This window comes from Pantoea sp. 18059 (assembly GCF_902706165.1).
In the GTDB taxonomy this organism is placed as follows: Bacteria; Pseudomonadota; Gammaproteobacteria; order Enterobacterales; family Enterobacteriaceae; genus Pantoea; species Pantoea agglomerans.
The window spans coordinates 334,193-360,664 of the sequence record NZ_CACSJS010000004.1 but is presented as its reverse complement, the minus strand read 5'-3'; the positions used below and the strand labels follow the sequence as shown (position 1 = coordinate 360,664).

The 26,472-nt window shown below is 55.7% G+C and carries 26 protein-coding genes and 1 other RNA gene; 9 read left to right on the top strand and 18 right to left on the bottom strand.

Annotated features, from left to right (window positions below; genetic code table 11):
- Window positions 1-58 precede the first annotated feature (58 nt).
- The gene (locus tag GVJ63_RS13605) at window positions 59-1,981 is read left to right on the top strand and encodes a transcription antiterminator (protein ID WP_031594357.1); all 1,923 of its coding nucleotides are present in this window, start codon (window positions 59-61) and stop codon (window positions 1,979-1,981) included.
- A gap of 9 nt (window positions 1,982-1,990) precedes the next feature.
- Here the strand turns inward: GVJ63_RS13605 and GVJ63_RS13600 are convergent, their stop codons facing one another.
- Complete coding sequence (locus GVJ63_RS13600) at window positions 1,991-2,890, bottom strand: LysR family transcriptional regulator (protein WP_010256496.1); 900 nt, start codon at window positions 2,888-2,890, stop codon at window positions 1,991-1,993.
- A 129-nt stretch (window positions 2,891-3,019) separates the two neighbouring features.
- On the opposite strand from GVJ63_RS13600, the gene GVJ63_RS13595 reads away from it, so the two are divergent.
- Window positions 3,020-3,724 carry a pirin family protein gene (locus GVJ63_RS13595; RefSeq protein ID WP_010256500.1) on the top strand — a complete coding sequence of 235 codons (705 nt, stop codon included), beginning with the start codon at window positions 3,020-3,022 and terminating at the stop codon, window positions 3,722-3,724.
- Window positions 3,725-3,776: 52 nt separating this feature from the next.
- On the opposite strand, the gene dolP is transcribed toward GVJ63_RS13595, so the two are convergent.
- The 4 genes from dolP to GVJ63_RS13575 are packed head-to-tail and all read right to left on the bottom strand — an operon-like array spanning window position 3,777 to window position 7,343.
- A complete protein-coding gene (dolP, locus tag GVJ63_RS13590; RefSeq protein WP_010256504.1) occupies window positions 3,777-4,349 on the bottom strand; it encodes a division/outer membrane stress-associated lipid-binding lipoprotein in 573 nt (190 codons plus the stop codon).
- Between the two features lie 14 nt (window positions 4,350-4,363).
- Window positions 4,364-4,951: a DnaA initiator-associating protein DiaA gene (diaA, locus tag GVJ63_RS13585; RefSeq protein ID WP_010256507.1), complete on the bottom strand. Its 588-nt coding sequence runs from the start codon at window positions 4,949-4,951 to the stop codon at window positions 4,364-4,366.
- 14 nt (window positions 4,952-4,965) lie between these two features.
- Window positions 4,966-5,361, bottom strand: a complete 396-nt coding sequence (locus GVJ63_RS13580) for a YraN family protein (RefSeq protein WP_010256511.1) — start codon at window positions 5,359-5,361, stop codon at window positions 4,966-4,968.
- Window positions 5,319-7,343 carry a penicillin-binding protein activator gene (locus GVJ63_RS13575; RefSeq protein WP_045139594.1) on the bottom strand — a complete coding sequence of 675 codons (2,025 nt, stop codon included), beginning with the start codon at window positions 7,341-7,343 and terminating at the stop codon, window positions 5,319-5,321. The genes GVJ63_RS13580 and GVJ63_RS13575 overlap by 43 nt, the downstream gene beginning before the upstream one ends.
- 62 nt (window positions 7,344-7,405) lie before the next feature.
- Here GVJ63_RS13575 and rsmI point away from each other — a divergent pair, with 62 nt between their 5' ends.
- The 4 genes from rsmI to GVJ63_RS13555 all read left to right on the top strand — a co-directional run bounded on the left by rsmI (window position 7,406) and on the right by GVJ63_RS13555 (window position 10,530).
- The gene (gene rsmI, locus GVJ63_RS13570; protein WP_045139595.1) at window positions 7,406-8,272 is read left to right on the top strand and encodes a 16S rRNA (cytidine(1402)-2'-O)-methyltransferase; all 867 of its coding nucleotides are present in this window, start codon (window positions 7,406-7,408) and stop codon (window positions 8,270-8,272) included.
- 33 nt (window positions 8,273-8,305) lie between these two features.
- Window positions 8,306-8,684, top strand: an RNA gene (gene rnpB / locus GVJ63_RS13565) — RNase P RNA component class A.
- 726 nt (window positions 8,685-9,410) lie between these two features.
- On the top strand, window positions 9,411-10,103 hold the full coding sequence (locus tag GVJ63_RS13560) for a hypothetical protein (RefSeq protein WP_132500349.1): 693 nt from the start codon (window positions 9,411-9,413) through the stop codon (window positions 10,101-10,103).
- Window positions 10,104-10,116: 13 nt separating this feature from the next.
- The gene (locus GVJ63_RS13555) at window positions 10,117-10,530 is read left to right on the top strand and encodes a hypothetical protein (RefSeq protein ID WP_232526493.1); all 414 of its coding nucleotides are present in this window, start codon (window positions 10,117-10,119) and stop codon (window positions 10,528-10,530) included.
- Window positions 10,531-10,887: 357 nt separating this feature from the next.
- Here the strand turns inward: GVJ63_RS13555 and GVJ63_RS13550 are convergent, their stop codons facing one another.
- From GVJ63_RS13550 to GVJ63_RS13505, 10 genes are all read right to left on the bottom strand, one after another.
- The gene (locus tag GVJ63_RS13550) at window positions 10,888-11,862 is read right to left on the bottom strand and encodes a glutathione S-transferase family protein (protein ID WP_033769817.1); all 975 of its coding nucleotides are present in this window, start codon (window positions 11,860-11,862) and stop codon (window positions 10,888-10,890) included.
- A gap of 76 nt (window positions 11,863-11,938) precedes the next feature.
- A complete protein-coding gene (locus GVJ63_RS13545; RefSeq protein WP_010256522.1) occupies window positions 11,939-12,352 on the bottom strand; it encodes a DoxX family protein in 414 nt (137 codons plus the stop codon).
- A gap of 202 nt (window positions 12,353-12,554) precedes the next feature.
- Window positions 12,555-12,839, bottom strand: a complete 285-nt coding sequence (locus GVJ63_RS13540) for a YqjK-like family protein (RefSeq protein WP_010256526.1) — start codon at window positions 12,837-12,839, stop codon at window positions 12,555-12,557.
- Window positions 12,839-13,234: a phage holin family protein gene (locus GVJ63_RS13535; RefSeq protein WP_010256529.1), complete on the bottom strand. Its 396-nt coding sequence runs from the start codon at window positions 13,232-13,234 to the stop codon at window positions 12,839-12,841. The genes GVJ63_RS13540 and GVJ63_RS13535 overlap by 1 nt, the downstream gene beginning before the upstream one ends.
- 2 nt (window positions 13,235-13,236) lie before the next feature.
- Entirely contained in the window at window positions 13,237-13,542 is a 306-nt protein-coding gene (locus GVJ63_RS13530; RefSeq protein ID WP_010256532.1) for a YqjD family protein, read from the bottom strand.
- A gap of 35 nt (window positions 13,543-13,577) precedes the next feature.
- Window positions 13,578-13,952: a DUF1090 domain-containing protein gene (locus GVJ63_RS13525; RefSeq protein WP_010256536.1), complete on the bottom strand. Its 375-nt coding sequence runs from the start codon at window positions 13,950-13,952 to the stop codon at window positions 13,578-13,580.
- Between the two features lie 194 nt (window positions 13,953-14,146).
- Window positions 14,147-14,494, bottom strand: a complete 348-nt coding sequence (mzrA, locus tag GVJ63_RS13520; RefSeq protein WP_010256540.1) for an EnvZ/OmpR regulon moderator MzrA — start codon at window positions 14,492-14,494, stop codon at window positions 14,147-14,149.
- A complete protein-coding gene (locus GVJ63_RS13515; RefSeq protein ID WP_010256544.1) occupies window positions 14,494-15,168 on the bottom strand; it encodes a DedA family protein in 675 nt (224 codons plus the stop codon). Before GVJ63_RS13515 ends, mzrA begins: the two co-directional genes overlap by 1 nt.
- 324 nt (window positions 15,169-15,492) lie before the next feature.
- Window positions 15,493-16,269, bottom strand: coding sequence for a transcriptional regulator ExuR (exuR, locus tag GVJ63_RS13510; protein WP_022623920.1), 777 nt, complete (start codon window positions 16,267-16,269; stop codon window positions 15,493-15,495).
- 86 nt (window positions 16,270-16,355) lie between these two features.
- Window positions 16,356-17,660, bottom strand: a complete 1,305-nt coding sequence (locus GVJ63_RS13505; RefSeq protein WP_010699779.1) for an MFS transporter — start codon at window positions 17,658-17,660, stop codon at window positions 16,356-16,358.
- A 399-nt stretch (window positions 17,661-18,059) separates the two neighbouring features.
- Between GVJ63_RS13505 and uxaC the strand changes: the two genes are divergently transcribed.
- Genes uxaC through GVJ63_RS13490 form a run of 3 tightly spaced genes read left to right on the top strand, consistent with a single transcriptional unit; the run spans window position 18,060 to window position 22,421 of the window.
- Window positions 18,060-19,475 carry a glucuronate isomerase gene (uxaC, locus tag GVJ63_RS13500; RefSeq protein WP_159227014.1) on the top strand — a complete coding sequence of 472 codons (1,416 nt, stop codon included), beginning with the start codon at window positions 18,060-18,062 and terminating at the stop codon, window positions 19,473-19,475.
- A 2-nt stretch (window positions 19,476-19,477) separates the two neighbouring features.
- Complete coding sequence (locus tag GVJ63_RS13495; RefSeq protein ID WP_159227013.1) at window positions 19,478-20,926, top strand: tagaturonate reductase; 1,449 nt, start codon at window positions 19,478-19,480, stop codon at window positions 20,924-20,926.
- Window positions 20,927-20,930: 4 nt separating this feature from the next.
- Window positions 20,931-22,421 carry a UxaA family hydrolase gene (locus tag GVJ63_RS13490; RefSeq protein ID WP_033780651.1) on the top strand — a complete coding sequence of 497 codons (1,491 nt, stop codon included), beginning with the start codon at window positions 20,931-20,933 and terminating at the stop codon, window positions 22,419-22,421.
- A gap of 295 nt (window positions 22,422-22,716) precedes the next feature.
- Here the strand turns inward: GVJ63_RS13490 and sstT are convergent, their stop codons facing one another.
- The 3 genes from sstT to GVJ63_RS13475 all read right to left on the bottom strand — a co-directional run bounded on the left by sstT (window position 22,717) and on the right by GVJ63_RS13475 (window position 26,396).
- A complete protein-coding gene (sstT, locus tag GVJ63_RS13485; protein WP_010256557.1) occupies window positions 22,717-23,949 on the bottom strand; it encodes a serine/threonine transporter SstT in 1,233 nt (410 codons plus the stop codon).
- A 235-nt stretch (window positions 23,950-24,184) separates the two neighbouring features.
- Complete coding sequence (locus GVJ63_RS13480; RefSeq protein ID WP_159227012.1) at window positions 24,185-25,153, bottom strand: TerC family protein; 969 nt, start codon at window positions 25,151-25,153, stop codon at window positions 24,185-24,187.
- A 256-nt stretch (window positions 25,154-25,409) separates the two neighbouring features.
- Entirely contained in the window at window positions 25,410-26,396 is a 987-nt protein-coding gene (locus GVJ63_RS13475) for a Gfo/Idh/MocA family protein (RefSeq protein ID WP_010699776.1), read from the bottom strand.
- Window positions 26,397-26,472 lie beyond the last annotated feature (76 nt).

Below are 26,472 nucleotides of genomic sequence, written 5' to 3'. Positions count from 1 at the left end.
GCGAGACGATCTCCGTAGGCTGATGTTCCCTATTTCTGTCTGCAAACAGGTAACGCTTGTGAGATTTCCCAATCAGCGCCTTGCGCAACTGTTCGATGCCATGCAAAACGAAACGCTGCCTCAGGATGAGCTGGCGCGGCGTTTCGCCGTCTCGACACGCACCGTGCGTACCGATATCACGGCGCTGAATGCGCTGCTGGCAGAACATGGCGCGCAGTTTGTCCTCAATCGCGGCGCGGGCTATCAGCTGAAGATTGAGGATGCTCAGCGCTTTCAGCATCTGCAACAGCATACCGCGTCGCCGCTGCGGGTACCGCGCACCTCGCCGGATCGGGTTCGCTACCTGCTGACCCGCTTTCTTACCGCCGCTTATTCCCTGAAACTTGAAGAGCTGGCAGAGGAGTGGTTTGTCAGCCGCGCGACCCTGCAGAATGATATGGCGGAGGTGCGCGAATGGCTGGGGCGCTATCACCTCACCATTGAGAGCAAGCCCCACTACGGCATGAAGCTGTTTGGCAGCGAAGTGGCAATTCGTACCTGCCTGACCGACCTGTTATGGCAAATTGATCAGGCGCAGCCCGAGAGCCCGCTGCTCACTATCGAAGCGCTGAACAGCGGCATGCTGGAGACGCTGCGCCCGCTGCTGCAAAGCTGTTTTGCTCAGCACAACATTCGGCTCAGCGATGAGGGTGAACGCTATCTGCGGCTTTACTGCGCCGTGGCGGTGCGGCGCATCAGTGAAGGCTATCCGCTTAACGATCCGGGTGCAGAGGAGATTGGTGATGAGGTGCGTGAAGCGGCCCATCACCTGATTAATCTGATGCGCCCGCTGGTCAGCAAACCGATTTCACCGGCGGAAGAGAACTGGCTGCGGGTCAATATCGCCGCGCGACGCATTCAGGCGATTGCTCCCAGCGCCATCAATGCTGATGACGCCGACGCGCTGGTGGACTATCTGCTCAGCTTTATCAACACGCATTACAACTTCAATCTGCAAAACGATCAGCAGCTGCGTGCTGACCTGCTCACCCACATCAAAACCATGATTACGCGGGTGCGCTATCAGATTCATATTCCCAACCCGCTGCTCAGCAACATCAAACAGCACTATCCCATGGCCTATGATGTCACCTTAGCGGCGGTGACCAGCTGGGGAAAATATACCCCTTACGTCATCACCGAGAATGAGATTGGCTTTCTGGTACTGCATATCGGTGTCGGGCTGGAGCGCCACTATGACGTCGGTTATCAGCGTCATCCGCAGGTGCTGCTGGTCTGCGACAGCGGTAACTCTACGCTGCGAATGATTGAGGCGATGCTGCTGCGCAAATATCCGCAGTTGCAGGTCACGGCCCGCCTGTCTCAGCGCGAGTATGAGGCGCGCAGCCGCATCGACGAAGATTTTGTTATCTCTACCATCCGGCTCAGCGAAAAAGAGAAGCCGGTGGTGGTGATGTCGCCGTTTCCCACCGGTTTTCAGCTGGAACAAATTGGTAAGCTGGTGCTGGTGGACCGTACCAGGCCCTATATGCTGGCGAAATTTTTTGATGCTCAGCACTTTCATATCGTCGACAGGCCGATGACCCAGTCTGAACTGTTTCGCCAGCTGTGCGATCAACTGGAGGCGGAGGGATTTGTGGATGCGGCGTTCTATCCGTCGGTTGAAGAGCGCGAAGCGATTGTCAGCACCATGCTCGGCGAAGGCATTGCGCTGCCGCACTCGCTGGGGCTACTGGCAAAGAAAACCGTGGTTTACACGGTGCTGGCGCCGCACGGCATCGCCTGGGGAGACGATACCGCCTATGTCATTTTCCTGCTGGCGATCAGCAAAAGTGAATATGAAGAGGCGATGGCGATATACGATCTGTTTGTGACGTTCCTGCGTGAAAGGGCGATGACCCGCCTGCGGGACAGCACCGATTTCACCCGCTTCAGGGCAGTGGCGATGGATTGCCTGAGCCGCTCCTGGCCCTCGCCCTGAATCGGCGCTTTAGTTTTTCTTCGCCAGCAGGCGCGGGATCTCACGCAGGCACCAGGATTTGGCTTCGCCCATGCTGTCACGCCGCCACGCCATAATAATATCAACCTCGCGGGTATATTCCGGACTCACCACCCGCAGACGGCCTTCCGCAATATCCTGCTCCACCAGCGAATAGGGCATGGTCGCCACGCCCAGGCCAGCGAGTAGCGCACGGCGCTTGTCATCCATGCTGCTCACGGTCAGGCGCTGCTGCTTATCCAGTAACTGCACGGTCAGCACCGGGCGCTCACGCGCGGTATCTGCGACCGCAATGCCACGGTATTTCACCCGCGTCACTTCAGACTGGGGTTCAGGCTCGTTATGAATCGGATGGTCGGCACTGGCGACGTAGACGCTCATCATGGTGTAGAGCTTGCGCGTATTGATCTCGGTGGAGGCGCGGAAGTGCATATCGGGGGCGATCACGATATCGGCCCGGCCTTGTTCCAGCCGTTCCCACGCGCCCGCCAGCACTTCCGTCACCAGCGAAAATTGTGTGTTGGCCTTGTCGGCCAGCCGCGTCACCAGCGGAAACAGCGCATCAACAGGTACCAGTGCTTCGGTGACGATGGTCAGATGGGTTTCCCAGCCACGTGCCAGCGCTTCCGCATCGGTGGTGAGCTTATCGGCTGCTTCCAGCAGCACCCGGCCACGCTCCAACAGCATGCGTCCCACGTTAGTAAATTTGGTACGGTGACCGGAACGGTCAAACAGCACCACATCCAGCTCCTCTTCCAGCTTTTGCATGGTGTAGCTGAGGGCGGAAGGAACGCGCCCCAGTTCATCCGCCGCCGCGGCAAAACTGCCACGCCGATCAATCGCATCCATAACGCGTAAAGATTCAAGGGTTAACGCACGCTCTTTAGCCATCCCGGTTCTCTGTCAGGAAATTTGAACATGCCCGGCAGATTAACTGGCTAACAATCCGGCGTCCAGACTTTTACCATGGGAGCATATAGTCCGTGGCCGATCCTCGTCACCGGATGCTGGAGGTAAACAATGATAACGACACGCAGTGCGTCCGCATGTGGTCAGGCCGATTTCGGCTGGTTACAGGCGCGCTACAGTTTCTCTTTTGGCCACTATTTTGATCCCAAACTGATGGGGTACGCGTCGCTGCGCGTACTGAACCAGGAAGTGCTGGCGCCGGGTGCTGCTTTTCAGCCGCGCACCTATCCACAGGTTGATGTGCTGAACATCGTGCTGCAGGGTGAAGCTGAATACCGCGACAGCGAAGGCAACACGATCAGCGTGCGGGAAGGGGAGGCGCTACTGCTCTCTGCTCAGCCGGGCGTGAGTTACACCGAAATGAACCTGAGCAAAGATCGACCGCTGACACGCATGCAGCTCTGGCTGGCCGCCTGTCCGGAGCGCGAAAATCCACGGATGCAGAAAATCGCCCTGACGGATGGCCGGTTGTCCCAGCTGATCGCCTCGCCGGATGGCATGGACGACAGTCTGCAACTGCGTCAGCAGGTGTGGATTCATCAGGTCGAGCTGGCACCAGGCGAAAAGCATTCGCTGCGGTTACAGGGGCCGCGTGCCTATCTGCAGTCGATTCACGGTTCGCTGGAAGCGATGTCCGGCACGGATCATCAGGAGAAGCTGGGCTGTGGCGATGGTGCATTTTTGCAGGAAGAGAAGCTGTTGCAACTGACGGCGAAAACCGCGACCCGCGCGCTGGTCATCGACATTCCCGTCTGAACATCGGGCATTAAAAAAGGCGGCCATGGCCGCCTTTTTTGCGTTTTGCGTATTACTTCAGCATGGTGAAGGCCGTGGTGACGTGCTTCACGCCACTGACGCGGCTGGCGACATCAGCCGCTGCCTGCGCTTCCTGCGGTGTCACCAGACCCAGCAGGAACACTTCGCCATTCTCCGTCGTCACCTTCACGTTGGAGGATTTCACCTGATCGCTGCCCAGCAGCTGCGAGCGGATTTTGGTGGTAATCCAGGTGTCTGACGATGTGGTGCCCAGCGTCACTTTCTGGCCGATACGGATCTCGTTATAGACCTCGGTTGCGCCATCAACGCCCATGGTGATCTGTTTGGCACGACCGGCGATCTCCTGCGAAGGCGCCTGACCGGTCAGCAACACTTTGCCCTGATAGGCCGTGGCGATAATGCGGGCATCGGTTTTAATCTGCTGATCTTTAGCCAGCGCGTTAGTCACGCGTAGCTCCAGCGTGCTGTCATCAACCTGCGTACCCACCGAGCGTGGATCGGTGGCCGTTTTAGTGGCAACCGCTGCGCCACCCGCCACAACCGCAACGCAGCCCTGCAGCAGCATGGCGGTTAACAGAATAGCTATAGCATTCAATGCTTTCATTCGTGCTCCTTCGGTCATTCCTGATGGGGAAAGAGAGTGTTATCGATCAGATCGCATAAGCAATTAACGGTGAGCATATGCATCTCCTGAATACGGGCGCTGCGATGCGACGGAATGCGGATCTCCACATCCTGCGGACCCAGCAGGCCGGCGAGCTCTCCGCCATCATACCCGGTAAGCGCAACGATAGTCATATCGCGTGTTACCGCCGCTTCCACGGCCTTAACGATGTCACGGGTGTTGCCACGGGTTGAGATAGCCAGTAACACATCGCCTGCGTGTCCCAGGGCGCGCACCTGCTTGGCATAGATCTCATCGTGCAGGCGGTCATTACCAATCGCGGTCAGCATCACGTTGTCGGCACTCAACGCCAGCGCCGGTAAGCTTGGGCGTTCGGTCTCGAAACGGTTGATCATGCTGGCGGCGAAGTGCTGTGCATTGGCGGATGAGGCACCGTTGCCACAGCTCAGGATTTTATTGCCATTCAGTAACGACTGCACCAGCGTCATAGCGGCGCGGGAGATGGCATCGGGCAACGCTTCGGCTGCGGCAATCTGAGTTTGAATACTTTCGGTAAAACACGCTTTAATTCTGTCCTGCACACGACCACCTGGTTCTAAACGTCTGCATTAAAGGCATTCGGCAGCCACTCGAGCGCCGTGCCGGTAATGGCGATGATGTCGAAACGGCAATTCACTGTTTCAAAACTGCCGCCGCGTTGCGCCAGCCAGAGAGCGGCAGCGCGCAGCAGCTTTTGTTGTTTATTCCGGGTTACGCTGGCGAGCGCGCCACCATAACGCGCATCGCGTCGGTAGCGAACTTCAACAAACACCCAACAGTGCCCGTCACGCATTATCAGGTCAAGTTCACCATTGCGAAAGTGAACATTACTGGCGACCCATATCAGGCCAGCCTGCTCCAGATAGCGCCGGGCATCTTCTTCATGCCTGGCGCCAGTCTGACGCCGATTTAGTTGGCCGGTGCGATTTCGCCCCGACGATACTGGTTCCATGTCAACTTCCTGTTGATCACACAATCCGTGTCGGCGCTGAGCTTGCCGGTATTGCCGTCCAGCGTAAAGCCAGGTGACTGACGCATCTGGTTAAAGTGATTCGCCAGCGTCCAGGCATCCATTCCCATGGCATAGAGGCGCACCAGCGAATAGTCATTATTGAATGACTTTGATGTCTGCTGCATCAGGCCAGGATTGCTGCCGGAGAGCAGCGGAATATCGCTGAACTGCAGGCCATCCATTTCCAGACGGAAGTCCGGGCCGGCACCGGCTTGCGCGCTGCGCGAACTGGCGTAGAGCGAGATATTGCTGCGACTGCCGGTGCGCATGGTGATCATCGGTTTGATCAGCTGCAGTTCGTCCTGCGTTGAGACAATGTAGACCGCATCGACACCGCCGCCGCTGCTGGTGCTGACCACATCTGGCGTGTTCTGCTGCGGTGCCGGGATAGTCAGGCCCGCAATCGTAACACCCTGCGGCTCGGCAGGTGCAGCGTTCACTGGCGTACCGGATAAACTGATGCCCGCGCCGCTGTTAATGCCCTGTTTCAGCTCTGAGGTCGAACCAAAGCGCTGCTGCATCACGGTGCTGCCACCCAGCGTCTGCCACTCCTGAGCAAAGGCATTGGTGACGCGATCGCCCAGTCCACTACGCGGAACCAGCAACAGCGGCTGGCGTTTGCCCTGATCCCAGATATGGTGCGCCGCATCGCGCGCTTCGTCTTCAGGAGAAAGCGCAAAGTAGCAAATATTCGGATGGTTCTGGATCTTTTCCGGCTCGTTGAGCGCCAGCACATTCAGTGGCGTCTGGCTGTTGGCGACCTTCTCAACGTTGCTCTTAAGCAGCGGGCCGACCACGATGGTGGCACCATCCTGCTGTGCCTGCTGCATCACCTGTTCAATCGGCTGGCTGCTGGTGTCATAGACCTTGATCTGTGCGTTGCTGGCCGGTTCCGCGGCAGCAGGCTGTGATTGAGGCTGTGGCGTCGCGTCGGCAGGCTGTTGCTGCTGCGGCGCGCTGATGGGATCGGTGGAAGAACCAGCAGCGGCAGCGGGTTGGGTGCTGGCGGTTGCATCAGCAGCGGCGGGCTGAGCTGCCGCAGGCTGAGCGACCGGCGCGGAGATGCCATTCTTCGCGTCGTTAAAGCCTTTCTGAATCGCGTTGGCGAACACCTGCGCCTGGCCATTCAGCGGCAGCAGCAGCGCGATGATGCTGGTTGAAGCTTTGGTGTAGTTCTGCATCTGGCTCAGCTGCGTCGGCAGCGTTTTGGCCGCCGGGTTCTGCGGATAGCGGGTCTGCCAGTCTTTGATGCCTGACTTGAGCATCTCGGCATCCTGCGTGTTGGCGCGCCAGACCGCGAGCAGATCCAGCCAGCCCTGCAGCACATTTTCATCGGCATTGATGACCAGGTTGCTGACTTCCTGCGGCGACATCTGGGTCAGTGTCTGCCAGGTGGCGTCGATATTGCCCTGATGATCGGTGCCTTTCAGCAGCGGCTCCTGGGCAATATAGTTGCGCAGCAGCGAGAGTGAAGGGCGACCCTGTGCGCTGGCGATCTGCAGGCTGTAGTAACGCGCCAGCTGATCCTGCGACAGTGCGCCGGTTTTCACTGCCGCTAACAGCGGTTCGGCGTCTTTGATCTTCTGCTGTGCAATCAGCAATTGCGCTTTCAGCAGCAGGGATTCCTGTTGCTGCGTCTCAGAGAGCTGCTGCGGCAACTGGCTCAGTTGCTGAGTCGCCTCAGGATACTTTCCTTCCTTCAACAGGGCGCGGATTGCAAGTAATTGCCAGTCGGTCTTGCTATCATCGCTGCTTTGCTGCGCTTGCTGCAGATAGTAAGCGGAGCTGGCTGTGACGGGCCCCTGAATATTGACGGTTGAGGTTTGCGGCCCCTGACCGCTACATGCGGCTAAAATCAGCCCAGCAAGAATGACAGGCAGAAAGCGTCCTGCTTTATGACGAACGACTTTTGAAGGAAGCATACTGTATCCAGTGATGTTTTTTTCAAGATGCTCAATATTAAATCGGCAATTCGGATGAAACAATGAAACAACTCGATCGGGCAGAGATTTCTGCCAGCACGCTCTACATCGTTCCAACCCCGATTGGTAATTTGGGTGATATCACCCAGCGGGCGCTGACGGTGCTTTCGAGCGTCGATCTGGTCGCTGCGGAAGATACACGTCATACCGGACTGTTGCTACAACATTTCGCCATCAATGCGCGACTCTTCTCACTTCATGACCACAACGAGCAGCACAAGGCTGAACTGCTGCTGACGAAGCTGCAGGAGGGTCAAAGCATAGCCTTAGTTTCTGATGCTGGCACGCCGCTGATCAACGATCCGGGCTACCATCTGGTGCGTCGCTGCCGTGAAGCGGGCATTCGTGTGGTGCCGCTGCCGGGCGCCTGTGCTGCCATTGCTGCATTAAGTGCTGCAGGGCTGCCATCCGATCGTTTCTGTTACGAAGGGTTTCTGCCCGCCAAAACCAAAGGCCGTTGCGACGCCCTGCGGGCGCTGGTGCAGGAGCCGCGCACGCTGATTTTCTATGAGTCGACCCACCGTCTGATCGACAGCCTGCAGGATATGGTGAGTGAGCTGGGTGCCGAACGCTACGTGGTGCTGGCGCGCGAGCTGACCAAAACCTGGGAGTCGATCTACGGTGCACCGGTCGGCGAGCTGCTGGCGTGGGTAAAAGAAGATGAGAATCGTCGCAAAGGCGAGATGGTGCTGATTGTCGAAGGGTACAAAGTCGATGATGAAGATGCGTTACCAGCCGATGCACTGCGTACGCTGGCGCTGCTGCAAAAAGAGCTGCCGTTGAAACGCGCGGCTGCGCTGACCGCTGAGATCCACAGCGTGAAGAAAAATGCGCTTTATAAGTATGCGCTGGAGCAGCAAGAGGCGTGACAAATGCCGGCGAATGTCCTATTATCCCGCGCCGAAGCTGACCAGACAGTCGCCGCTTTGTCGTCGTCCTCACTTGTGGGGAGACGGGCAGAGGGGAGGAAAGTCCGGGCTCCATAGGGCAGGGTGCCAGGTAACGCCTGGGAGGCGCAAGCCTACGACCAGTGCAACAGAGAGCAAACCGCCGATGGCCCAGAAATGGGATCAGGTAAGGGTGAAAGGGTGCGGTAAGAGCGCACCGCGCGACTGGCAACAGTTCGTGGCACGGTAAACTCCACCCGGAGCAAGGCCAAATAGGGGTTCACAAGGTACGGCCCGTACTGAACCCGGGTAGGCTGCTTGAGCCAGTGAGCGATTGCTGGCCTAGATGAATGACTGTCCACGACAGAACCCGGCTTAACGGTCAGCTTCGACTTTTTATCAAAAACCCCGCTTCGGCGGGGTTTTTGCTTTGTGTTGCGCGGTGACAGGATGAATGACTGCCCACGACGCTTATTCCTGAAAGAGTGCGGTTAATGATTGGCTGGGAGATCGCGCCTGCGCAGGAAACAGGGTCAGATCGGAAAGTCGCAAAATCCGTCATCCCTGACATGCTCGGCCCGCGCCATCCCTGGCGCGGGACGCTTTCCTCTTCTGACCCTGTTCCCTTCGCGTTTAGATTGTCATTGCGGTCAGACTAACCCAGCTCCCTGAGCCTTGAGTGTATCGTATCAGCCAGATTCACTCTGATATGAGTTTGTCATCAGTCAAAAACCCCGCTTCGGCGGAGTTTTTGCTTTGTGGGGTATGTGCAGGCAGCGGTCAATGTCGAAGTTTGGTGCATCATGCTCAGCGTCCCTGGGCAGACGACTACAGAGAATGAAAAACTTTTTGCATTTACATCAACAGCAATTACAGCTTCATATACATCACAAAGTCCAAGCATTGCCTATATAGCAAAATATTCGATACTGAGTACAGGTACAGCTAATACCGGTGCATCATTTTTCGCAGGTTACCGTACACCTGGTATTCACTAAATAGAGCTTTTCCTGTGGTTTGTGCTTATTGTTATTGTGGTTAAATTTTGTAATATTCCTCACAGGGTAAATGGAAATTAAATAGAGGGAATTATGACTCGTGGATTTGTGAGGTACCCAATTTGAGCAATCGTGGAGAAATCCTGGATTCATCCCGATTTGGTTCAGAAAACGGGATTAGGCATGGGCTTCTTTATTCAGGAGTGCTTGGCTGGCTTGATATGGGTCACGCTCGCGGAGATGATGTTCGTAAACTTATGGCACAGTTCTCCACTGGTGAAGCTGGCAGCGATTCTTATTACCGGGTGCGTTATGAACAAACTATGGGGATCAGCCGGTTTGCTACTGGTCGCTTTAATGTCTGGGAGATAAAAAAAGGGAGAACTCTCACAGAAAGGCAGAGTATTGCATTGGCGATGATGATGAGTACTGCTGTCGCTTTTGAAAATTGGCAGTCAATGCCCTGGTTCAGTTGGTATACTGATAGCGGTTTCAGTGGCGAGGATCTTGTGTCGGACTTATTTGGTTTCTATAAAGTTAATTATCCCCGCGTATATTGGGGAGAACTTAAGATTGCCAGCAAAGAATCAGCCCTACGCCGATGGGACCATTATGGACCGATTAGTCGTTATAAGAACACGGGTTTTTTACCCTTGTTATTTCCTGATCCTATAGAAAAATTCACCTGCCCACGCCCTTATAAAGGTCAGCTTCCGCGATTTATGAAACAGGTTATGCCATATAAATTTACTCCGAATGATGACATAGTGCGACGGTCTAATGATAAAGCCGGAATCATTAACGCATTTCAGTAAACAGAGAGTGAAAATGTTAAAAAGGATCGCTGCAATCGGCGCTGTCATTATCATTATTTTCCTGTTGATTGATTTTAGTATGCAGAAGGTTGCTGAACGGGATGAAGGTTACACTCAGTCAAATCTATGGGCATATTATCTATACACTGACAGGGATATCAGGAGGGCCCCACGTGCATCTGAATCATATCATTTTACGTTTACCGCGCAGGATGGTAGTCAACCGCAGGAAAGTAGTATTGTTTACAGCACGGATGCTCCTTTAGTTGAGGTTAAAAATTATCTGGCGTCCTTAGGTTACAGGGCGGTGGAGCATAATGGATGGTCTGAAAAATGGGAAAAGGAAGGTAATGTTACGCCTTACTTCTATATATCTCATGACAGCAAATCACATTCGCTAACGCTAAGTAAGGTAGATTTTCGCTGACAATCTTCAGTGACCCAATCTCCAGCACTAATCAAGCGACTCTTCCCCCCAAAACCAGATACGCGACGTGTGGTTTAAGCAATCTGCCTGAACGGTCAGCTTCGACTTTTTATCAAAAACCCCGCTTCGGCGGGGTTTTTGCTTTGTGACGCGCGGTGGTTTGAAGGTCAGCGGTGAGATCGCGCCTGCAAAGGAAACAGGGTCAGATCGGAAAGTCGCAAAATCCGTCATCCCTGACATGCTCGGCCCGCGCCATCCCTGGCGCGGGACGCTTTCCTCTTCTGACCCTGTTCCCTTCGCGTTTAGATTGTCATTGCGGTCAGATTGTATCTGCTCCCTGCGCGATATGCAGGCAGCTTAACCGCGGCCGTGCGGCTCGTCCCAGTCAAACGCCGGGCCCAGCGAAATGACGCCATTCGGATTGATGGTCTTGTGGCTGCAATAGTAGTGATGACGAATATGCGGCAGATTAACCGTCTCTGCGATACCAGGCATCTGATAGATATCACGCAGGAAACCACTCAGGTTTCTGTAGTCACTAATGCGATGGCGATCGCATTTAAAGTGGGTCACATAGACCGGATCAAATCGCACCAGTGTGGTCCACAACCGCAGATCCGCTTCGGTCAGTTGATCGCCGGTGAGATAGCGATGCTGGCCTAAAATCTGCTCCAGCCGCGACAGCGAATGGAACAGCGCAGTGACTGCCTCGTCGTAAGCGGACTGAGAAGTGGCAAAGCCCGCTTTGTAAACGCCGTTGTTCACGGTGTCGTAGATCCAGCTATTCAGTTCATCAATTTTTTCGTGCAGAGCAACAGGATAATAATCCCCGGCACGGGCACCGACAGCATCAAACGCACTGTTGAACATGCGGATGATATCGGCAGACTCATTGCTGACGATGGTGTTCTGCTGCTTGTCCCACAATACCGGCACGGTTACACGGCCACTGTATTGCGGATCGGCGTGCAGATAGAGCTGATAGAGGAACTCATTCTGGTAGAGCTTATCGCCGGTCGCATCCTGAAAATTATCATCGAAGGTCCAGCCATTCTCCAGCATCAGCGGATGCACCACGGAGACATCGATCATGCTATCCAGACCCTTCAGCTGACGCATCAGCAGCGTGCGGTGCGCCCAGGGGCAGGCCAGCGAGACATAAAGATGATAGCGGTCGCGTTCGGCGACAAATCCCGCTTTACCCACCGGGCCAGCACTGCCATCCGCGGTAACCCAGTTGCGGAAAGCCGACTCTGAACGCTTGAAGCGTCCGCCGGTAGATTTGGTGTCGTACCAGGTGTCATGCCAGACACCGTCAATTAACTGTCCCATAATGGCTCCAATGCAAACAGGGCGGGGAAATGTCCCCGCCCTGCTAAGTATATGTGGCATTACGCTTTATGTGAGATTAGCGCGCAATCGCTGGCTGTGTTTTTCTTTTGCTGATCAGGCGATCAATGCTGTATGCACCAGGACCCACCAGACCTAACACCAGGAAACCCCCGGCGATAGAGAGGTTCTTCATGAACATCAGCTGGTTCACGCCTTCGGCAAAGTTACTGTGGAACAGAAACGCGGTCAGGATGGTGAAGCCTGCAGTAAACAGGGCAGTGAAACGGGTCAGGAAACCAAACAGGATAGCCAGACCGCCGCCAAACTCCAGCAGGATAACCAGCGGCAGCATAAAGCCCGGGACGCCCATTGCTTCCATATATTGCTGAGTACCTGCATAACCGGTGATTTTGCCCCAGCCAGCCGTAATGAACAGGATTGGCATCAGGATGCGAGCCAGTAACAAACCAACGTCTTCGAATTTTTTCATCATTTACTCCAGCGCTATCAGGGATGCAGGGCAAGCTGCCCGCAAGGTTTATGCCCGCTGAAAGCAGTATTGCGTTCATTGGGTTGATAGCTGGAGATGATAGTCGCGGAGTGGAAAGGTTGTAAGCGAGATATACTGTCAGTGTTTTTCAGAAATTCTGATGAAGAAAAGCCGGCCTTTTCAGGACCGGCTTTTAGCAAAATTAACGCGGTGGCAGAGCGGACTTGATCATGCGCCAGGTACTCCAGGCGCCGAATCCCCGTTTTACCCAGCGTAACAGCATGTTGGGACTGCGAACGGAGTAGATAGCCAGCGCACTGCTGCCAATGGCCAGGTAGCGGCGTAAGCTGAGGAAGGTGAACCAGCCGCGATCGTAATGGGCGGTGCCTTCCAGCCAGTCACGCCGCGCAGCGCTTAAATCCAGCCGCTGCTGCTGCACATGCTTAAGCAGTTCATGGATGCGTTCTTCACGCTCGCGGCGGCTCATCAGCGCTGGTCCTCAAGTAAATCCCGGTCTGTTTCCAGCTCCTTGCGCGTGTGGCGCAACAGCGTGGACTGACGTGATTTGTGAAGCGTCCAGAGCCCCAGAATAACCGCCAGCAGTAGCAGCGTGCCGGTCGTGATGCCAATGGCCATCAGACGGTACTGCGCATCCACTGCCCAGATAATCAGAACCATCAGGCTCATCAGACCAAATGCAGTGAACAGCATTGTCAGGCCAACCATCAACAGCAGCTGAATCAGGTTAGCTTTCTCGTGCTCCAGTTCCACCACTGCCAGACGAACGCGTGTCTCGACCATGCCAACCAGCGTGGTAACAATGCGCTGGCCGATGTTAATGACCCCTTTAGCCGGGCCGTGGTTATGCTGTGAGTCAGCCATAATTATCGACGCGAAATGAGCATGCCCAGTGCGACGCCAATCGCTGCACCGATACCCACACCATGCCATGGATTTTCACGCACGTAGCCTTCGGCTTTTTGCGCCGCTTCGCGGGTGGTCGCAGCAATGCGCTCGCTTGATTCGCCCAGACGTTCACGTGAGCTATCCAGCGCCACACGCGCTTTATTGCGAAGTTTATCCAACTCGCCTTTGGATTTTTCAGTGCTGCTGCTCAGCACCTCTTCCAGGGTATCGGCCAGGTTTTTCAGTTCAGCACGCAAATGTTCCGATGATGTGTCTTTAGACATAAAATACTCCTTTAACATCAGTTGGTTAGTTCCGATTAATAGGGCTCCGCCTGTAACTTTTTCAGCTCCCGGCGCGCTTCATCCAGTTTTTGTTGTCGCTTAGCAATCTTCTCCTTGTCATGGCCCTCTTCACGCTCTTCCCTGAGTGCGTGCTCACGCTCAGCAACTTTCTGCTTCTGAGCGTTAATTCTTTCCAGATGGGCGGCCTCGAGCTTTTTGTCGCTGCAATCGGCCCGGACTTCTGTCAGCGCGCGCTCCAGACCGTTAACCCGGCGCTGGTTGTTATGCTTCTGCGCCATCCCGATTTCACGCTGAATATCCTGCTCTTTCTGCTCACACAGCGATTCTGCCGCCAGCAGCGAACCCGACAGCGAAAACAGCGCGACTCCCAGTAATACTTGATATTTCATTGGTCCTGGACCCTTCCATTGCGACCTGATCCGTCATCACCCGCGTAATCATATGGCTGCGGGTGCTAAGAATCGACTCTCGCTTAAGCATAGACACCCATAGTAAAAAGTTCAAAGAAGACCGGGAGATAGAGCGCCTTTCAGACCGCCGAGCGATGGCGCGACGGTCTGAAAAGGAGAGGGGAATCGGGAGATTACGCCAGTGAGAGGTGCTGAGAGTGATCGTGCTGCGCCACAATAAAGCCCTGTGGCAGCAGACGGCGTAACACCTTCTGGGCCGCCAGGCTCTGCTCTTCGCTATCAAAATGGATGATCAGTGCATCACCCGCAGGCGTAATGCTTTTGATACGAATACCCTGCGCACTTAATTGCTGGTAGAGATAAAAACCATCGGGCAGGGTGGCGCCAGCATGGGAAACCCGAATCTGCACCACCGTCTCGTGCTTCATCAGACCGGGGACCACACAAAGCGCGACCAGCGCAAAGACGCCAGCGATCAACCACGGTAACCACCGTTTAGGAATAGCCTGCAGCAGTTTCATTACTCGGCTTTCCCGTTCTGATTCGCCTGACGCTTACGCCATATGACCACCAGCGATCCCACCAGACCAAACACCAGCAGCACCAGCGGCAGCATCATCAGGAAGAACATCATCTCATCTTCATAACGACGGAAAATCGGGGTTTTACCCAGCGCGAAGCCGATAACGGTCAGAATCACCACCCACAGGAACGCACTTACCCAGTTGAAGAACTGAAAGCGGGCATTACTGAGGCCTGATAATCCGGCGATGGTAGGCAGCAGAGTCCGCACAAACGCGATAAAGCGACCAATCAGCAGGGCAGATAAGCCGTGACGATGGAACATGCTGTGCGCGCGCAGATGATACTGGGCAGGAAGATGGGAGAGCCATTTCTGTACCGTGGGCGTGTTACCCAGCCAGCGGCCCTGTAAGTAGCTTACCCAGCAGCCAAGACTGGCACCGGTCGTTAACACCAGAATCGTCAGAGGGAAGCTCATGGTGCCTTTAGCAATCAGTACGCCGACCAGAATCAGCAGACTGTCACCCGGCAGAAATGCAGCGGGAAGAAGGCCATTTTCTAAAAACAAAATCATAAACAGCACGCCGTAAATGGCCCATACCAGCGTGGGATCGGAGAGGGTTTCGTAGTCCTGCTGCCAGAGGGCATGCAGCAACGATTGCAAAATATCCATCAATTCATTCCTGAACATCATTGTTAAACATGTCCCACAGGGACTTAAACGCAGACCGGCATTTCGTTATAAATTTTAGGAGCGCAGCCTGGGCGGGATTTTCCGGATCCTTCCAGAATTGATTGTTAAATCAGCGACTTTATAACCCCCAGTCGCAAAGGGTAATAAAAGGGCGATAACTGTAACAAAAATCGCCTGTCTGAGACAGGAAAACTCTCTGGCGAACAGGAGTTTTACCTTGTGAAACGGCGTGTAAAAAGGAGCTTTACATGACCTGACACTATTGCAGATTAACTGACCGTCTCAGGGCATTTTCAGGCACTTTTAGCGGGCGTTATTGGACCCATCAGGCAGGATGACCGGATTCTCACCAAACATGTATCGATCCACGTTAAATTCAAAATCATCCGCCGTCGCGTTAAACAGCATCTGTTTAGTATTTTCCAGATGTTGCCACATCGCCAGTTTGCTGGCGGCGGGATCTTTGCGCATCAGAGCTTTAAGAATCTGATCGTGGTCGTCGCACCAGCTGAGAATGCTGCGCTGGTCGATGTGTTCGTGAAGTTTGAGCCAGTAGGGATTGTGCAGGCGGTGCAGCCACATTTTTTCAACGATGGCGGCTAAGGCACTGTTCTGGGTGGATTGCGCGATACGTACATGAAACTGCATATCCCACTCGGAGTCGCGGAAGTGATCCTCCTGGCGGGCTTTTTCCTGAATCGCCATCAGGTCGATAATGTCCTGACGCGTTACCTGCGTCGCAGCGAACTCGGCCACATTACTCTCAATCAGCTGACGAGCCTGAAGCAGTTCGAAGGGGCCAAACGTGGCGAACTCCAGCTGACTGCTGGTGGAAGCGATGCGGTTCTGCTGCTGGCTGGCAATGACGTGGATGCCCGAGCCTTTGCGGACCTCAACATAGCCTTCAACTTCCAGCATGATGATCGCTTCGCGTACGACGGTGCGGCTCACTTCCATCTCTTCGGCAATCAGGCGCTCAGCAGGCAGTTTGTCACCCACCGGATAGATCCCGGTTTCAATGCGGCTTTTCAGCTCGCTGGCCAGCTGTTGATAAAGTCGACGGGATTCAGTGAAGTCCATAGCACAATCCTGGTAGCAGACAGATAAGTTGTTATACCACTTCAGGAGGTGCGAGGAAATGGGCTGGCTTGCGCCAGCCCGGCAGATTAACTGCGAACGGCGCTGGCCTGCGGAATAACAGCTTCGGCATTCAGCTCTGAAATGGGTTTATTTTTCAGAACCGTCCAGATAACGACGGCACCCAGCAGATCAAACACCGCCAGCGCGGCAAACAGTGGGCTGAAGCCCAGCGTATCGGCCAGTGCACCGACCACCAGCGCAAACATGGTGCTGGCGGTCCAGGCTGCCATGCCGGTCAGGCCGTTAGCCGTGGCAACTTCATTGCGGCCGAAAACGTCTGAGGAGAGGGTGATCAGCGCGCCAGAGAGGGCCTGATGCGCAAACCCGCCGATGCACAGCAGACCAATAGCGACGTAGGGGCTGGTGAACAGGCCGATGGTGCCCGGCGCAATCATTAACACCGCACCCATCGTCACGACCATCTTACGGGAGACGATCAGGTTAACGCCGAACCAGCGCTGAAACAGCGGCGGCAGATAGCCACCGAGGATGCAGCCGAAGTCCGCGAACAGCATCGGCATCCAGGCGAACATCGCAATCTCTTTCAGATTGAAGCCGTAAACCTTAAACATAAACAGCGGAATCCAGGCGTTGAACGTTCCCCACGCCGGTTCTGCCAGAAAACGCGGCAGGGCAATACCCCAGAACTGGCGGTTACGGATAATCTCCAGTGCTGACATTTTGCGGGTGTTGCCGGTCTGATGCTGTGCTTCCTGGCCGGAGATAATATAGTCGCGCTCTTCATCGCTCAGCTTCTTCTGCTGTTTCGGGTGCTTGTAAAACACCAGCCAGCTGAGTGCCCAGGCCATGCTCAGCACGCCGGTCATGATAAATGCCATCTGCCAGCTGTGCGCCACGATCGCCCAGACCACCAGCGGCGGAGCCAGCATCGCACCGATAGACGAACCCACGTTAAAGTAGCCCACGGCGACCGAACGCTCTTTAGCCGGGAACCATTCGCTGCTCGCTTTCAGTCCGGCCGGGATCATCGCCGCTTCAGCCGCACCGACTGCGCCACGTGCCAGCGCCAGTCCGCCCCAGCTGCCCGCCATCGCCGTAGCGGCACAGAAAATCGCCCACATAATAGCAAACACCGCGTAGCCGACTTTGGTGCCGAGCAGATCCAGTACATAACCTGCCACCGGTTGCATCAGCGTGTAGCAGGCTGAATAGGCCGCAATTATGTAGGAGTACTGCTGCGTGGTGATATGCAGCTCTGACATTAATGTCGGGGCCGCCACGGCAATGGTGTTACGGGTCAGATACCCCAACACCGTACCGAGCGTCACCAGTCCAATCATGTACCAGCGTAACCCTTTGATCTTACGCATCCTCTACCTCTTCCAGTTCTGTATGCGGTCTTGCCGCTGTTGTTATCTGGAGCGGGACAGCACGTGATGCAGCTCTGCTCACGCCCGCAGGTTCTGTATGAGCAACCCTGTTATGACCTTGCCATTTGTGAGTCGCTAACGACCTCACGATGGGGCGAGAGCCTAACTTGTTATACAACTTTAAAAGTTGAGAGCCATCACAAAAACCCTTTCTGCACTGTGGGATACTGGAAACCTGCGTAATGACAGCCATTTAGCGCGATACGGGCGACAAAAACGTCCATAACGGCAGCCAGCTACCGCCGTTTATGTGAGCAGGATCGCAAATAAATCCGTAACGGACTAAAATTGGTATGATAACTTTGGGCCATCCGTGGTTCAGTCGATGAGGAAGCATGTATGTCACGTTTCATGACCGAAGATTTTTTGCTGGATACCGAATTCGCCCGTCGTCTCTATCACAACTATGCAAAGGATCAGCCGATTTTCGACTATCACTGCCACTTGCCGCCGCAGCAGATTGCCGAAAATTATCGCTTCGCCAACCTTTATGACATCTGGCTGAAGGGCGATCACTATAAGTGGCGGGCCATGCGCGCCAACGGTGTGGCTGAGGCGTTCTGTACCGGTAACGCCAGCGATCGTGAAAAATTTGACGCCTGGGCGCGTACCGTGCCGCACACTATCGGCAACCCGCTCTATCACTGGACCCACCTGGAGTTACGCCGGCCTTTCGGTATTACCGATACGCTGCTTTCTGAGAAAACGGCTGACAGCATCTGGCATCGCTGCAATGAACTGCTGGCGCAGGATAGCTTTACCACGCGCGGCATCATGCAGCAGATGAAGGTGAAGATGGTGGGCACCACTGACGATCCGCTGGATGACCTGCGCCATCACCGCGCGCTGGCAGACGATGCCAGTTTCAGCGTTAAAGTGCTGCCGAGCTGGCGTCCGGACAAAGCGTTTAATATCGAAGCGGAAACCTTCCTGCCGTGGATCGAGACGCTGGAGCAGCTGACGGACATCAGCGTGCAGCGTTTTGACGATCTGCGCAGCGCACTGCATCAGCGGCTGGATCACTTCGCGGCGCACGGCTGTAAAGTCTCCGATCACGCGCTGGATGTGGTCTGCTACGCCGAGGCGGATGACGCCACGCTGGATGCGATTCTGGCGCGTCGTCGCAGCGGTGCCGCGCCCAACCCGCAGGAAACGGCACTGTTTAAAACGGCGGTATTGGTCTGGCTGGGCAGCGAATATGCTCACCGTGGCTGGGTGCAGCAGTATCACATTGGCGCACTGCGCAATACCAATCCGCGCCAGTACCAGCTGCTGGGGCCTGATGTCGGCTTCGATTCGGTCAACGATCAGCCGCTGGCCGAACCGCTGGCACGCCTGCTGGGCGCGCAGAATCTTAATAATGCGCTACCTAAAACCATTCTCTACTGCCTGAACCCGCGCGACAACGAAGTGCTGGCTACCATGGCGGGCAACTTCCAGGGCGAAGGTCAGGCGGGCAAAATGCAGTTCGGTTCAGCCTGGTGGTTCAACGACCAGCTGGATGGTATGCAGCGTCAGATGACGCAGCTGGCGCAGATTGGTCTGCTGAGCCGTTTCGTCGGCATGCTGACCGATAGCCGCAGCTTCCTCTCCTACACCCGCCACGAATATTTCCGCCGGCTACTGTGCCAGATGATAGGCCGCTGGGTGGAACAGGGTGAAGCGCCAGCCGATGAAGCGCTGTTAGGTCAGATGGTACAGAACATCTGCTTCAACAATGCCCGCGATTACTTCGGCATCGAGCTGGGAGCCTGATAATGAAAAGGCTAAACCGTCACGACTTTCCGGGCGCCGTCTATCGCGACCGGGTGATCCAGTTCGGCGAAGGCAACTTCCTGCGCGCCTTTATTGACTGGCAGATCGACTGGCTCAATGAACATCAGGGCACCGATGCCGGGATCGTGGTGGTGCGGCCGCGCAACCGTGAAGTCAGCGACAGCCTGAATCAGCAGGATGGACTCTATACCACACTGATCCGCGGGCTGAACGATCAGGGCGAGCAGGTCAGCGAAACCCGGCTGATCCGCAGTCTCAACCGTGAAATCCAGCCCTGGCAGCAGTTCGGCGAATTTATGGCGCTGGCCCGTAATCCGGATCTGCGCATGGTCTTCTCCAATACTACCGAAGCGGGCATCGCCTTTGTCGGCACCGATCAGCTTACCGATCAGCCCGCCAGCAGTTTCCCCGGCAAACTGACGCAGCTGCTGTGGGCGCGCTATTCCCACTTCAATGGCGCCAGCGACCGGGGCTGGCTGGTGGTGCCGTGCGAGCTGATTGACCATAACGGCGATACGCTGCGCGATCTGGTACTGCGCTACGCCGATCAGTGGCATCTGCCCTCCGAATTTAAAACCTGGGTTCATCAGCACTGCGCGTTCTATAACACCCTGGTCGACCGCATCGTCACCGGCTTCCCGGCGGAAAGCGAGCCGCTGCAACGCGAGCTGGGTTATGAAGATCGCTATCTGGTGGCGGGCGAAGTCTACTATCAGTTTGTGATTCAGGGGCCGTCGGCGCTGTTTAATGAACTGAAGCTGGCGGCGCTGTCGCCGCAGGTTCGGCATGTGGATGACATTGCGCCCTATAAAGCGCAAAAAGTGGCCATTCTCAATGGCGCGCACACTGCAATGGTACCGGTCGCGTTTCTGGCCGGTATTGAGAGTGTGGGAGAGGCGATGGCCGATCCGGCTATCGCCGGATTTGTGGATAACCTGCTGCGTCACGAAGTGATCCCGACGCTGGATCTGCCTGCCGATGAACTGCACGCGTTTGCCGATGCGGTACAGCGTCGTTTCCGCAATCCGTTTATTCGCCACGCGCTGCTGTCGATTGCCCTTAATGGCATGACCAAATTCCGCACCCGTCTGCTGACGCCACTCCTTGCCGCGCATCAGCAAACCGGCGAGTGGCCGGCACACATCACCTTTGCGCTGGCTGCGCTGATCGCTTTTTATCGCGGCGAGTCAGCCGGCAAGAGCTGGCCATTGCAGGACGAGCCGCAGTGGTTACAGCGCTACGCCGACGCCTGGAAAGCACTTGATGCGGATCAGCTGTCACCGCAACAGCTGGTGAACGGCGTACTCAGCGACGCGCAACACTGGGGTGAAGATTTAACCCGTCAGCCCGGACTGGCTGCGGCTGTCACCCAACACCTGCAAAATATCATCGCCCACGGAATGCGTGAGGCGCTGAGCCAACTGAGATAACGCTATGCAAGACGCAATTAAAATTGATCCCCGCGACAATGTCGCCGTGGCGTTACGTGATTTAGACGCGGGCGCCATGATAGAGCTGCCGCCACTGCGTGTGGCGGTGCAACAGGCGGTCGGACGCGGGCATAAATTTGCCCTGCAGCCTATCGCGCAGGATGAGCTGGTGATCAAATATGGGCTGCCGATTGCCCATGCCACGCAGCCTGTGGCCGCCGGTGAGTTAATCCATTCGCAGAACGCCCGCACCAATCTCAGCGATCTGGATCAATATGCGTATCAGCCCGAGTTTGTGACGCTGCCGCCGCAGCCGGGTGACCGTGAGGTGCAGATCTATCGTCGTGCTAACGGCGAGGTTGGCATCCGCAATGAGCTGTGGATCCTGCCGACCGTCGGCTGCGTCAACGGCATTGCGCGTCAGATCCTGCAGCGTTTCCTGAAAGAGACGCAGGAGGCAGAAGATATCGATGGCGCGTTCCTGTTCAGCCATACCTTCGGTTGTTCGCAGCTGGGGCAGGATCACGAAAACACCCGCACCATGCTGCAGAACATGGTGCGCCATCCTAATGCTGGCGCGGTGCTGGTGATTGGTCTCGGCTGCGAAAACAATCAGGTTGATGCCTTCCGTGACACCCTCGGCGCGTTTGAAAGCGACCGGGTCGAGTTTATGGTGTGCCAGCAGCATGACGATGAGGTGGAAGCCGGGCTGGAGCGGCTGCACGCATTGTATGAAAAAATGCGTCACGACCAGCGCGAGCCGGGCAAACTCAGCGAGCTGAAGTTTGGTCTGGAGTGCGGCGGTTCGGATGGTTTGTCTGGCATCACCGCCAATCCGTTGCTGGGACGTTTCTCGGACCAGATGATTGCCAATGGCGGCACGACCGTACTGACCGAAGTACCGGAAATGTTTGGCGCAGAACGGATTCTGATGAGTCGCTGTCGCGACGAGGAGACCTTCAGCAAAACGGTGGCGATGATCAACGATTTCAAACAGTATTTTATCGATCACCAGCAGCCGATCTACGAAAACCCGTCGCCAGGCAACAAAGCGGGCGGTATCACCACGCTGGAGGAGAAGTCGCTGGGCTGTACTCAGAAAGCGGGGCAGAGCCAGGTGGTCGATGTGCTGAAGTATGGCGAACGGTTAAAAACGCCGGGGCTGAATCTGCTGAGTGCGCCGGGCAATGATGCGGTCGCCACCAGTGCGCTAGCGGGAGCTGGTTGCCACATGGTGCTGTTCAGTACCGGACGCGGCACGCCTTATGGCGGTTTTGTGCCGACGGTGAAGCTGGCTACCAATACGCCGCTGGCGGAGAAGAAACCGCACTGGATCGACTTTAATGCCGGACGGTTGATCGAGGGAATGAGTATGGATGCGATGCTGGAAGACTTTGTCGACAGCATTGTGGCGATTGCCAGTGGTCAGCCGACCAACAACGAGAAGAACGATTTCCGCGAGCTGGCGATTTTCAAAAGTGGTGTAACGCTTTAAACAAAAACGACCCGTTAAAGTGCGGGTCGCTTGAGATCGTTGATAAAGTCCGGCTCTGTGGCGGTGAGACCGAGCCTGCGAAGGGAACACGGTCAGATCGGAAAGTCGCAAAGGCCGTCATCCATGACACGCTCGGCCCGCGCCATCCCTGGCGCGGGACGCTTTCCTCTTCTGCCCGTGTTCCCTGCGCGTTGAGTTTATCCGTTGCGGCTGGATTAACCCTGATGTGGGCATAGCAGCAGTCTTAAGCAATCCGTAATTATTCATACGGGTCGCCTTTTTTATGTTAACTGAATCAGGCCCGACTGGTTTCGCGCTCCGCTTCTGCCTGACAGACGGCGGCGGTAAACAGAATATCGGTTGAAGAGTTCAGTGCGGTTTCCGCCGAATCCTGCAGGACGCCGATAATAAAGCCGACCGCCACCACCTGCATTGCCAGATCATTCGGAATGCCGAACATGTTACAGGCCACCGGGATCAGCAGCAGCGAACCGCCCGCCACGCCAGATGCACCACAGGCACAGAGTGATGCCACCAGACTCAGCAGAATCGCCGTCGGCACATCAATGCTGATCCCCAGCGTATGCACCGCCGCCAGCGTCAGCACGGTAATGGTAATCGACGCCCCCGCCATACTGATGGTTGCGCCCAGTGGAATCGACACCGAATAGGTATCCTCATCCAGATCCAGACGTTTCGCCAGCGCCATATTCACCGGAATGTTGGCGGCAGAACTGCGGGTAAAGAAGGCGGTCACGCCGCTTTCGCGCAGGCAGGTGAAGACCAGTGGATAGGGGTTGCGACGGATTTTATAGAACACCAGCAGCGGGTTCACCACCAGCGCCATCAGCAGCATACAGCCGATCAGTAGCGCCAGCAGATGCGCATATTGCCACAGCGCGCCAAAGCCGGTAGACGCGAGGATCGAGGCCACCAGACCGAAAATACCAATCGGCGCGCAGCGAATCACGCAGCGTACCAGCCAGGTCACCGCATGAGAGGCATCATTGAGAAAGGCGCGGGTAGTGTCACTGCTATGACGGAACGCCAGCCCGAGACCAATTGCCCACACCAGAATGCCGATGTAGTTGGCGTTCATCAGGGCCGTGATTGGATTCGACACCATGCTCATCAGCAGTCCGCGTAACACTTCGGTAATGCCGGATGGTGGTGTGATTTCCGTGGTGCCCACCGCCAGCGTCAGCGTCTGCGGGATCAGATGGCTGAAGACCACCGCGACGACCGCCGCGAAAAAGGTGCTCAGCAGATAAAGCATAATAATCGGCCGGATATTGCTCTTCTGGCCCTGCTGGTGGTTGGCAATCGAGGCGATCACCAGCATCAGTACCAGCAATGGCGCGACTGCTTTCAGCGCACTGACAAACAGTTCACCCAGCAGACCGACCGCGATAGCGGCATCGTGTGAAATCCAGGCGAGCGCCACACCGGCGATCAGCCCAATCATGATTTGCTTCACCAGGCTTCCGGCGAGCAGCGTGCCCAGACGTGCGGAGAGAGTTTTCTGCATAATATTTTCTATATTTTGTCGCGGATGTAGTTTCAGACGCGATGTTTTGCATCGGCTAAAACGGTTTGCCCGGCGGAGTATAAGGAAAAGATCGGACGAGAAAAGAGAAAGTTCTGTCACTGTGGAGCAGGTCAGATTTTTATTATGCTGGATAGTGGAAGTGTGACAGAGGGATGAAATGGCGTGACAGGCTGCCACAAAATAAAACAGGGGCATCGGCTGCCCCTGCAGGTAATTATGGTGCGAGCTTTTTCTGGTCTCTTTTGCGGTTAACCCAGGCATTAATCAGCAGGGTTGATGCCAGAATGGCACCGACCACACCCAGCGAGATACCGACCGGGATATGGTAGAGGTCGACAATCAGCATCTTAAAGCCGATGAACACCAGCACAATCGCCAGGCCATACTTCAGCATCGAGAACCGTTCCGCCACGTTTGCCAGCAGGAAGTACATGGCACGCAAACCCAGGATAGCGAACAGGTTTGAGGTCAGTACGATAAACGGGTCAGTGGTCACGGCGAAGATCGCCGGGATACTGTCGACCGCAAAGATCACGTCGCTGATTTCCACCATGATCAGCACCAGCAGCAGTGGCGTCGCAAACAGCACGCCGTTTTTGCGGGTGAAGAACTTCTCGCCGTCGAGATCGTCAGTCATGCGCAGATGCTTACGCAGCCAGCGCACCACAGATTTTTCGCCCACCGCGCTGTCATCCTCTTTCGCCAGCGCCATTTTCACACCGGTAAACAGCAGGAAGGCACCGAACACATAGAGGATCCAGCTGAACTGCGTGACCAGCCAGCTACCGGCGAAGATCATGATGGTACGCAGCACGATAGCGCCTAATACCCCATAGATCAGCACCCGGCGCTGCAGATTGGCCGGAATAGAGAAGTAACTGAACAGCATCAGCCAGACGAAGACGTTATCCACCGCCAGCGCTTTTTCCAGCACGTAACCGGTCAGGAAGGCGAGCGTCTGCGTGTTAGCGACTTCACGTCCCGCGCTGCCCTCCAGATACCACCAGAAGGCGGCGCTGAACAGCAGTGAGACTGAAACCCAGATCAGCGACCAGACGGCCGCCTGTTTGAAAGACATGGTCTGCGCGCCACGGCGTCCCTGCAACAGCAGGTCGATAGCCAGCATGATAAGCACCACAACCGCAAAGCTGCCCCACAGTAAAGGCGTACCCACAGTTTGCATATTCGTATCCTGTCCGAAAAATAAAAAAAACGGCTGAAGTCAGAAGACGTCAGCCGCTTATTTTTGTGTAAGCAAACCTCGCCTTCCGGCAAGGTCTCACTTACAACACAGAAATTGATTCCGGGTTGCCTGATGACCGGATGCTTTCGCATCGTAATGACGATCAATCAGCTTACAAGTTACTCCCCTTTGCAGGAGGGTAAGTTACGGTTTAGCCGCACAGGAAGCAACACCTCTCAGACATATTTAGAAATATTTACACAGCAGCCTGGTCGGCCGGGAAGATCACGCCGGTCTGGCGGCGTATCTCAGTCAGCAGCGATGCAGTAATCCGCGAAACCTCAAGCGAAGGGTGGTCCACCTGGCGCTGCTCAACCAGCCGGGCAAAAGCGGCGGCCTCATACAGCATGGTGTTGATATGCTGCGGCTGGCTCAGCGTCTGCTTTTCCGCGCCCCGCGGCACAAAAGTCAGCTGCTGGCACTCCGATAACTTCTCTATCACCAGCGCGCCCGCTTCACCCTGAATCTCGCTGGGGAGGCTGGAATCACTCACCTTCGAATGCAGAATCGTCACGTCGAAATCACCGTAGCTCAGCACCACCACGCCGTGCGCGTCCACGCCGCTTGCAAGCAAAGTCGCCCTGGCCTGCACGCGATCTGGCTCGCCCCACAGCGTCACCGCCGAGGCCAGGCAGTAATAACCGATATCCATAATTGAGCCATTCGACCAGCGCGGATCAAAGGTATTGGGGTTCTCGCCGTTGAGATAGCGTGGGTAACGTGAGGAGTACTGGCAGTAATTCAGCAGCGCTTTTCGCAGTTTCCCAACGTCAGGCAGTGCCTGCTGCAGCCGCAGAAAATTCGGCAGGCTGGCAGTTTTAAACGCCTCAAACAGCACCACCTGATGCTCACGGGCGCAGGCGATCATTTCCTCCACTTCTGCCAGATTAGAGGCCAGCGGTTTTTCGCAAATCACATGCTTGCCGTGCGACATAAACAGCAGCGCCTGCTGGCAGTGCAGGGCGTTGGGGCTGGCCAGATAGACCGCATCGATCTCCGGGCTGGCGGCCAGCGCTTCCAGTGAGGTAAAGGTCTGTTTGCAGGGATAATCGGCGATAAAGGCCTCAGCCTGCTGCTGACTGCGTGAATAGACCGCACAGAGCTTCATCGCTCCGGTTTCATGAGCAGCATCAATAAACTGGCGTGTAATCCAGTTTGTTCCCACAATGGCAAAACGAATCACGTCATCTCTCCGGCAGCTGTAAAGCGGCAGAGTAACATCTCACCCACGCTGTGCAATGGTGCCGGGCGGGCAGGGA

Excerpts from the sequence above, each read along its gene's own strand:
- GVJ63_RS13505 (WP_010699779.1), bottom strand. The coding sequence starts at position 17,660 with ATGCGTAAGATCAAAGGGTTACGCTGGTACATGATTGGACTGGTGACG.
- GVJ63_RS13555 (WP_232526493.1), top strand. The coding sequence starts at position 10,117 with ATGTTAAAAAGGATCGCTGCAATCGGCGCTGTCATTATCATTATTTTC.
- mzrA (WP_010256540.1), bottom strand. The coding sequence starts at position 14,494 with ATGAAACTGCTGCAGGCTATTCCTAAACGGTGGTTACCGTGGTTGATC.
- sstT (WP_010256557.1), bottom strand. The coding sequence starts at position 23,949 with ATGCAGAAAACTCTCTCCGCACGTCTGGGCACGCTGCTCGCCGGAAGC.
- GVJ63_RS13525 (WP_010256536.1), bottom strand. The coding sequence starts at position 13,952 with ATGAAATATCAAGTATTACTGGGAGTCGCGCTGTTTTCGCTGTCGGGT.
- GVJ63_RS13600 (WP_010256496.1), bottom strand. The coding sequence starts at position 2,890 with ATGGCTAAAGAGCGTGCGTTAACCCTTGAATCTTTACGCGTTATGGAT.
- GVJ63_RS13530 (WP_010256532.1), bottom strand. The coding sequence starts at position 13,542 with ATGTCTAAAGACACATCATCGGAACATTTGCGTGCTGAACTGAAAAAC.
- rsmI (WP_045139595.1), top strand. The coding sequence starts at position 7,406 with ATGAAACAACTCGATCGGGCAGAGATTTCTGCCAGCACGCTCTACATC.
- GVJ63_RS13550 (WP_033769817.1), bottom strand. The coding sequence starts at position 11,862 with ATGGGACAGTTAATTGACGGTGTCTGGCATGACACCTGGTACGACACC.
- GVJ63_RS13540 (WP_010256526.1), bottom strand. The coding sequence starts at position 12,839 with ATGAGCCGCCGCGAGCGTGAAGAACGCATCCATGAACTGCTTAAGCAT.
- GVJ63_RS13535 (WP_010256529.1), bottom strand. The coding sequence starts at position 13,234 with ATGGCTGACTCACAGCATAACCACGGCCCGGCTAAAGGGGTCATTAAC.
- GVJ63_RS13515 (WP_010256544.1), bottom strand. The coding sequence starts at position 15,168 with ATGGATATTTTGCAATCGTTGCTGCATGCCCTCTGGCAGCAGGACTAC.
- uxaC (WP_159227014.1), top strand. The coding sequence starts at position 18,060 with ATGTCACGTTTCATGACCGAAGATTTTTTGCTGGATACCGAATTCGCC.
- GVJ63_RS13495 (WP_159227013.1), top strand. The coding sequence starts at position 19,478 with ATGAAAAGGCTAAACCGTCACGACTTTCCGGGCGCCGTCTATCGCGAC.
- GVJ63_RS13480 (WP_159227012.1), bottom strand. The coding sequence starts at position 25,153 with ATGCAAACTGTGGGTACGCCTTTACTGTGGGGCAGCTTTGCGGTTGTG.
- GVJ63_RS13580 (WP_010256511.1), bottom strand. The coding sequence starts at position 5,361 with ATGGAACCAGTATCGTCGGGGCGAAATCGCACCGGCCAACTAAATCGG.
- GVJ63_RS13490 (WP_033780651.1), top strand. The coding sequence starts at position 20,931 with ATGCAAGACGCAATTAAAATTGATCCCCGCGACAATGTCGCCGTGGCG.
- GVJ63_RS13575 (WP_045139594.1), bottom strand. The coding sequence starts at position 7,343 with ATGCTTCCTTCAAAAGTCGTTCGTCATAAAGCAGGACGCTTTCTGCCT.
- exuR (WP_022623920.1), bottom strand. The coding sequence starts at position 16,269 with ATGGACTTCACTGAATCCCGTCGACTTTATCAACAGCTGGCCAGCGAG.
- GVJ63_RS13545 (WP_010256522.1), bottom strand. The coding sequence starts at position 12,352 with ATGAAAAAATTCGAAGACGTTGGTTTGTTACTGGCTCGCATCCTGATG.
- dolP (WP_010256504.1), bottom strand. The coding sequence starts at position 4,349 with ATGAAAGCATTGAATGCTATAGCTATTCTGTTAACCGCCATGCTGCTG.
- GVJ63_RS13595 (WP_010256500.1), top strand. The coding sequence starts at position 3,020 with ATGATAACGACACGCAGTGCGTCCGCATGTGGTCAGGCCGATTTCGGC.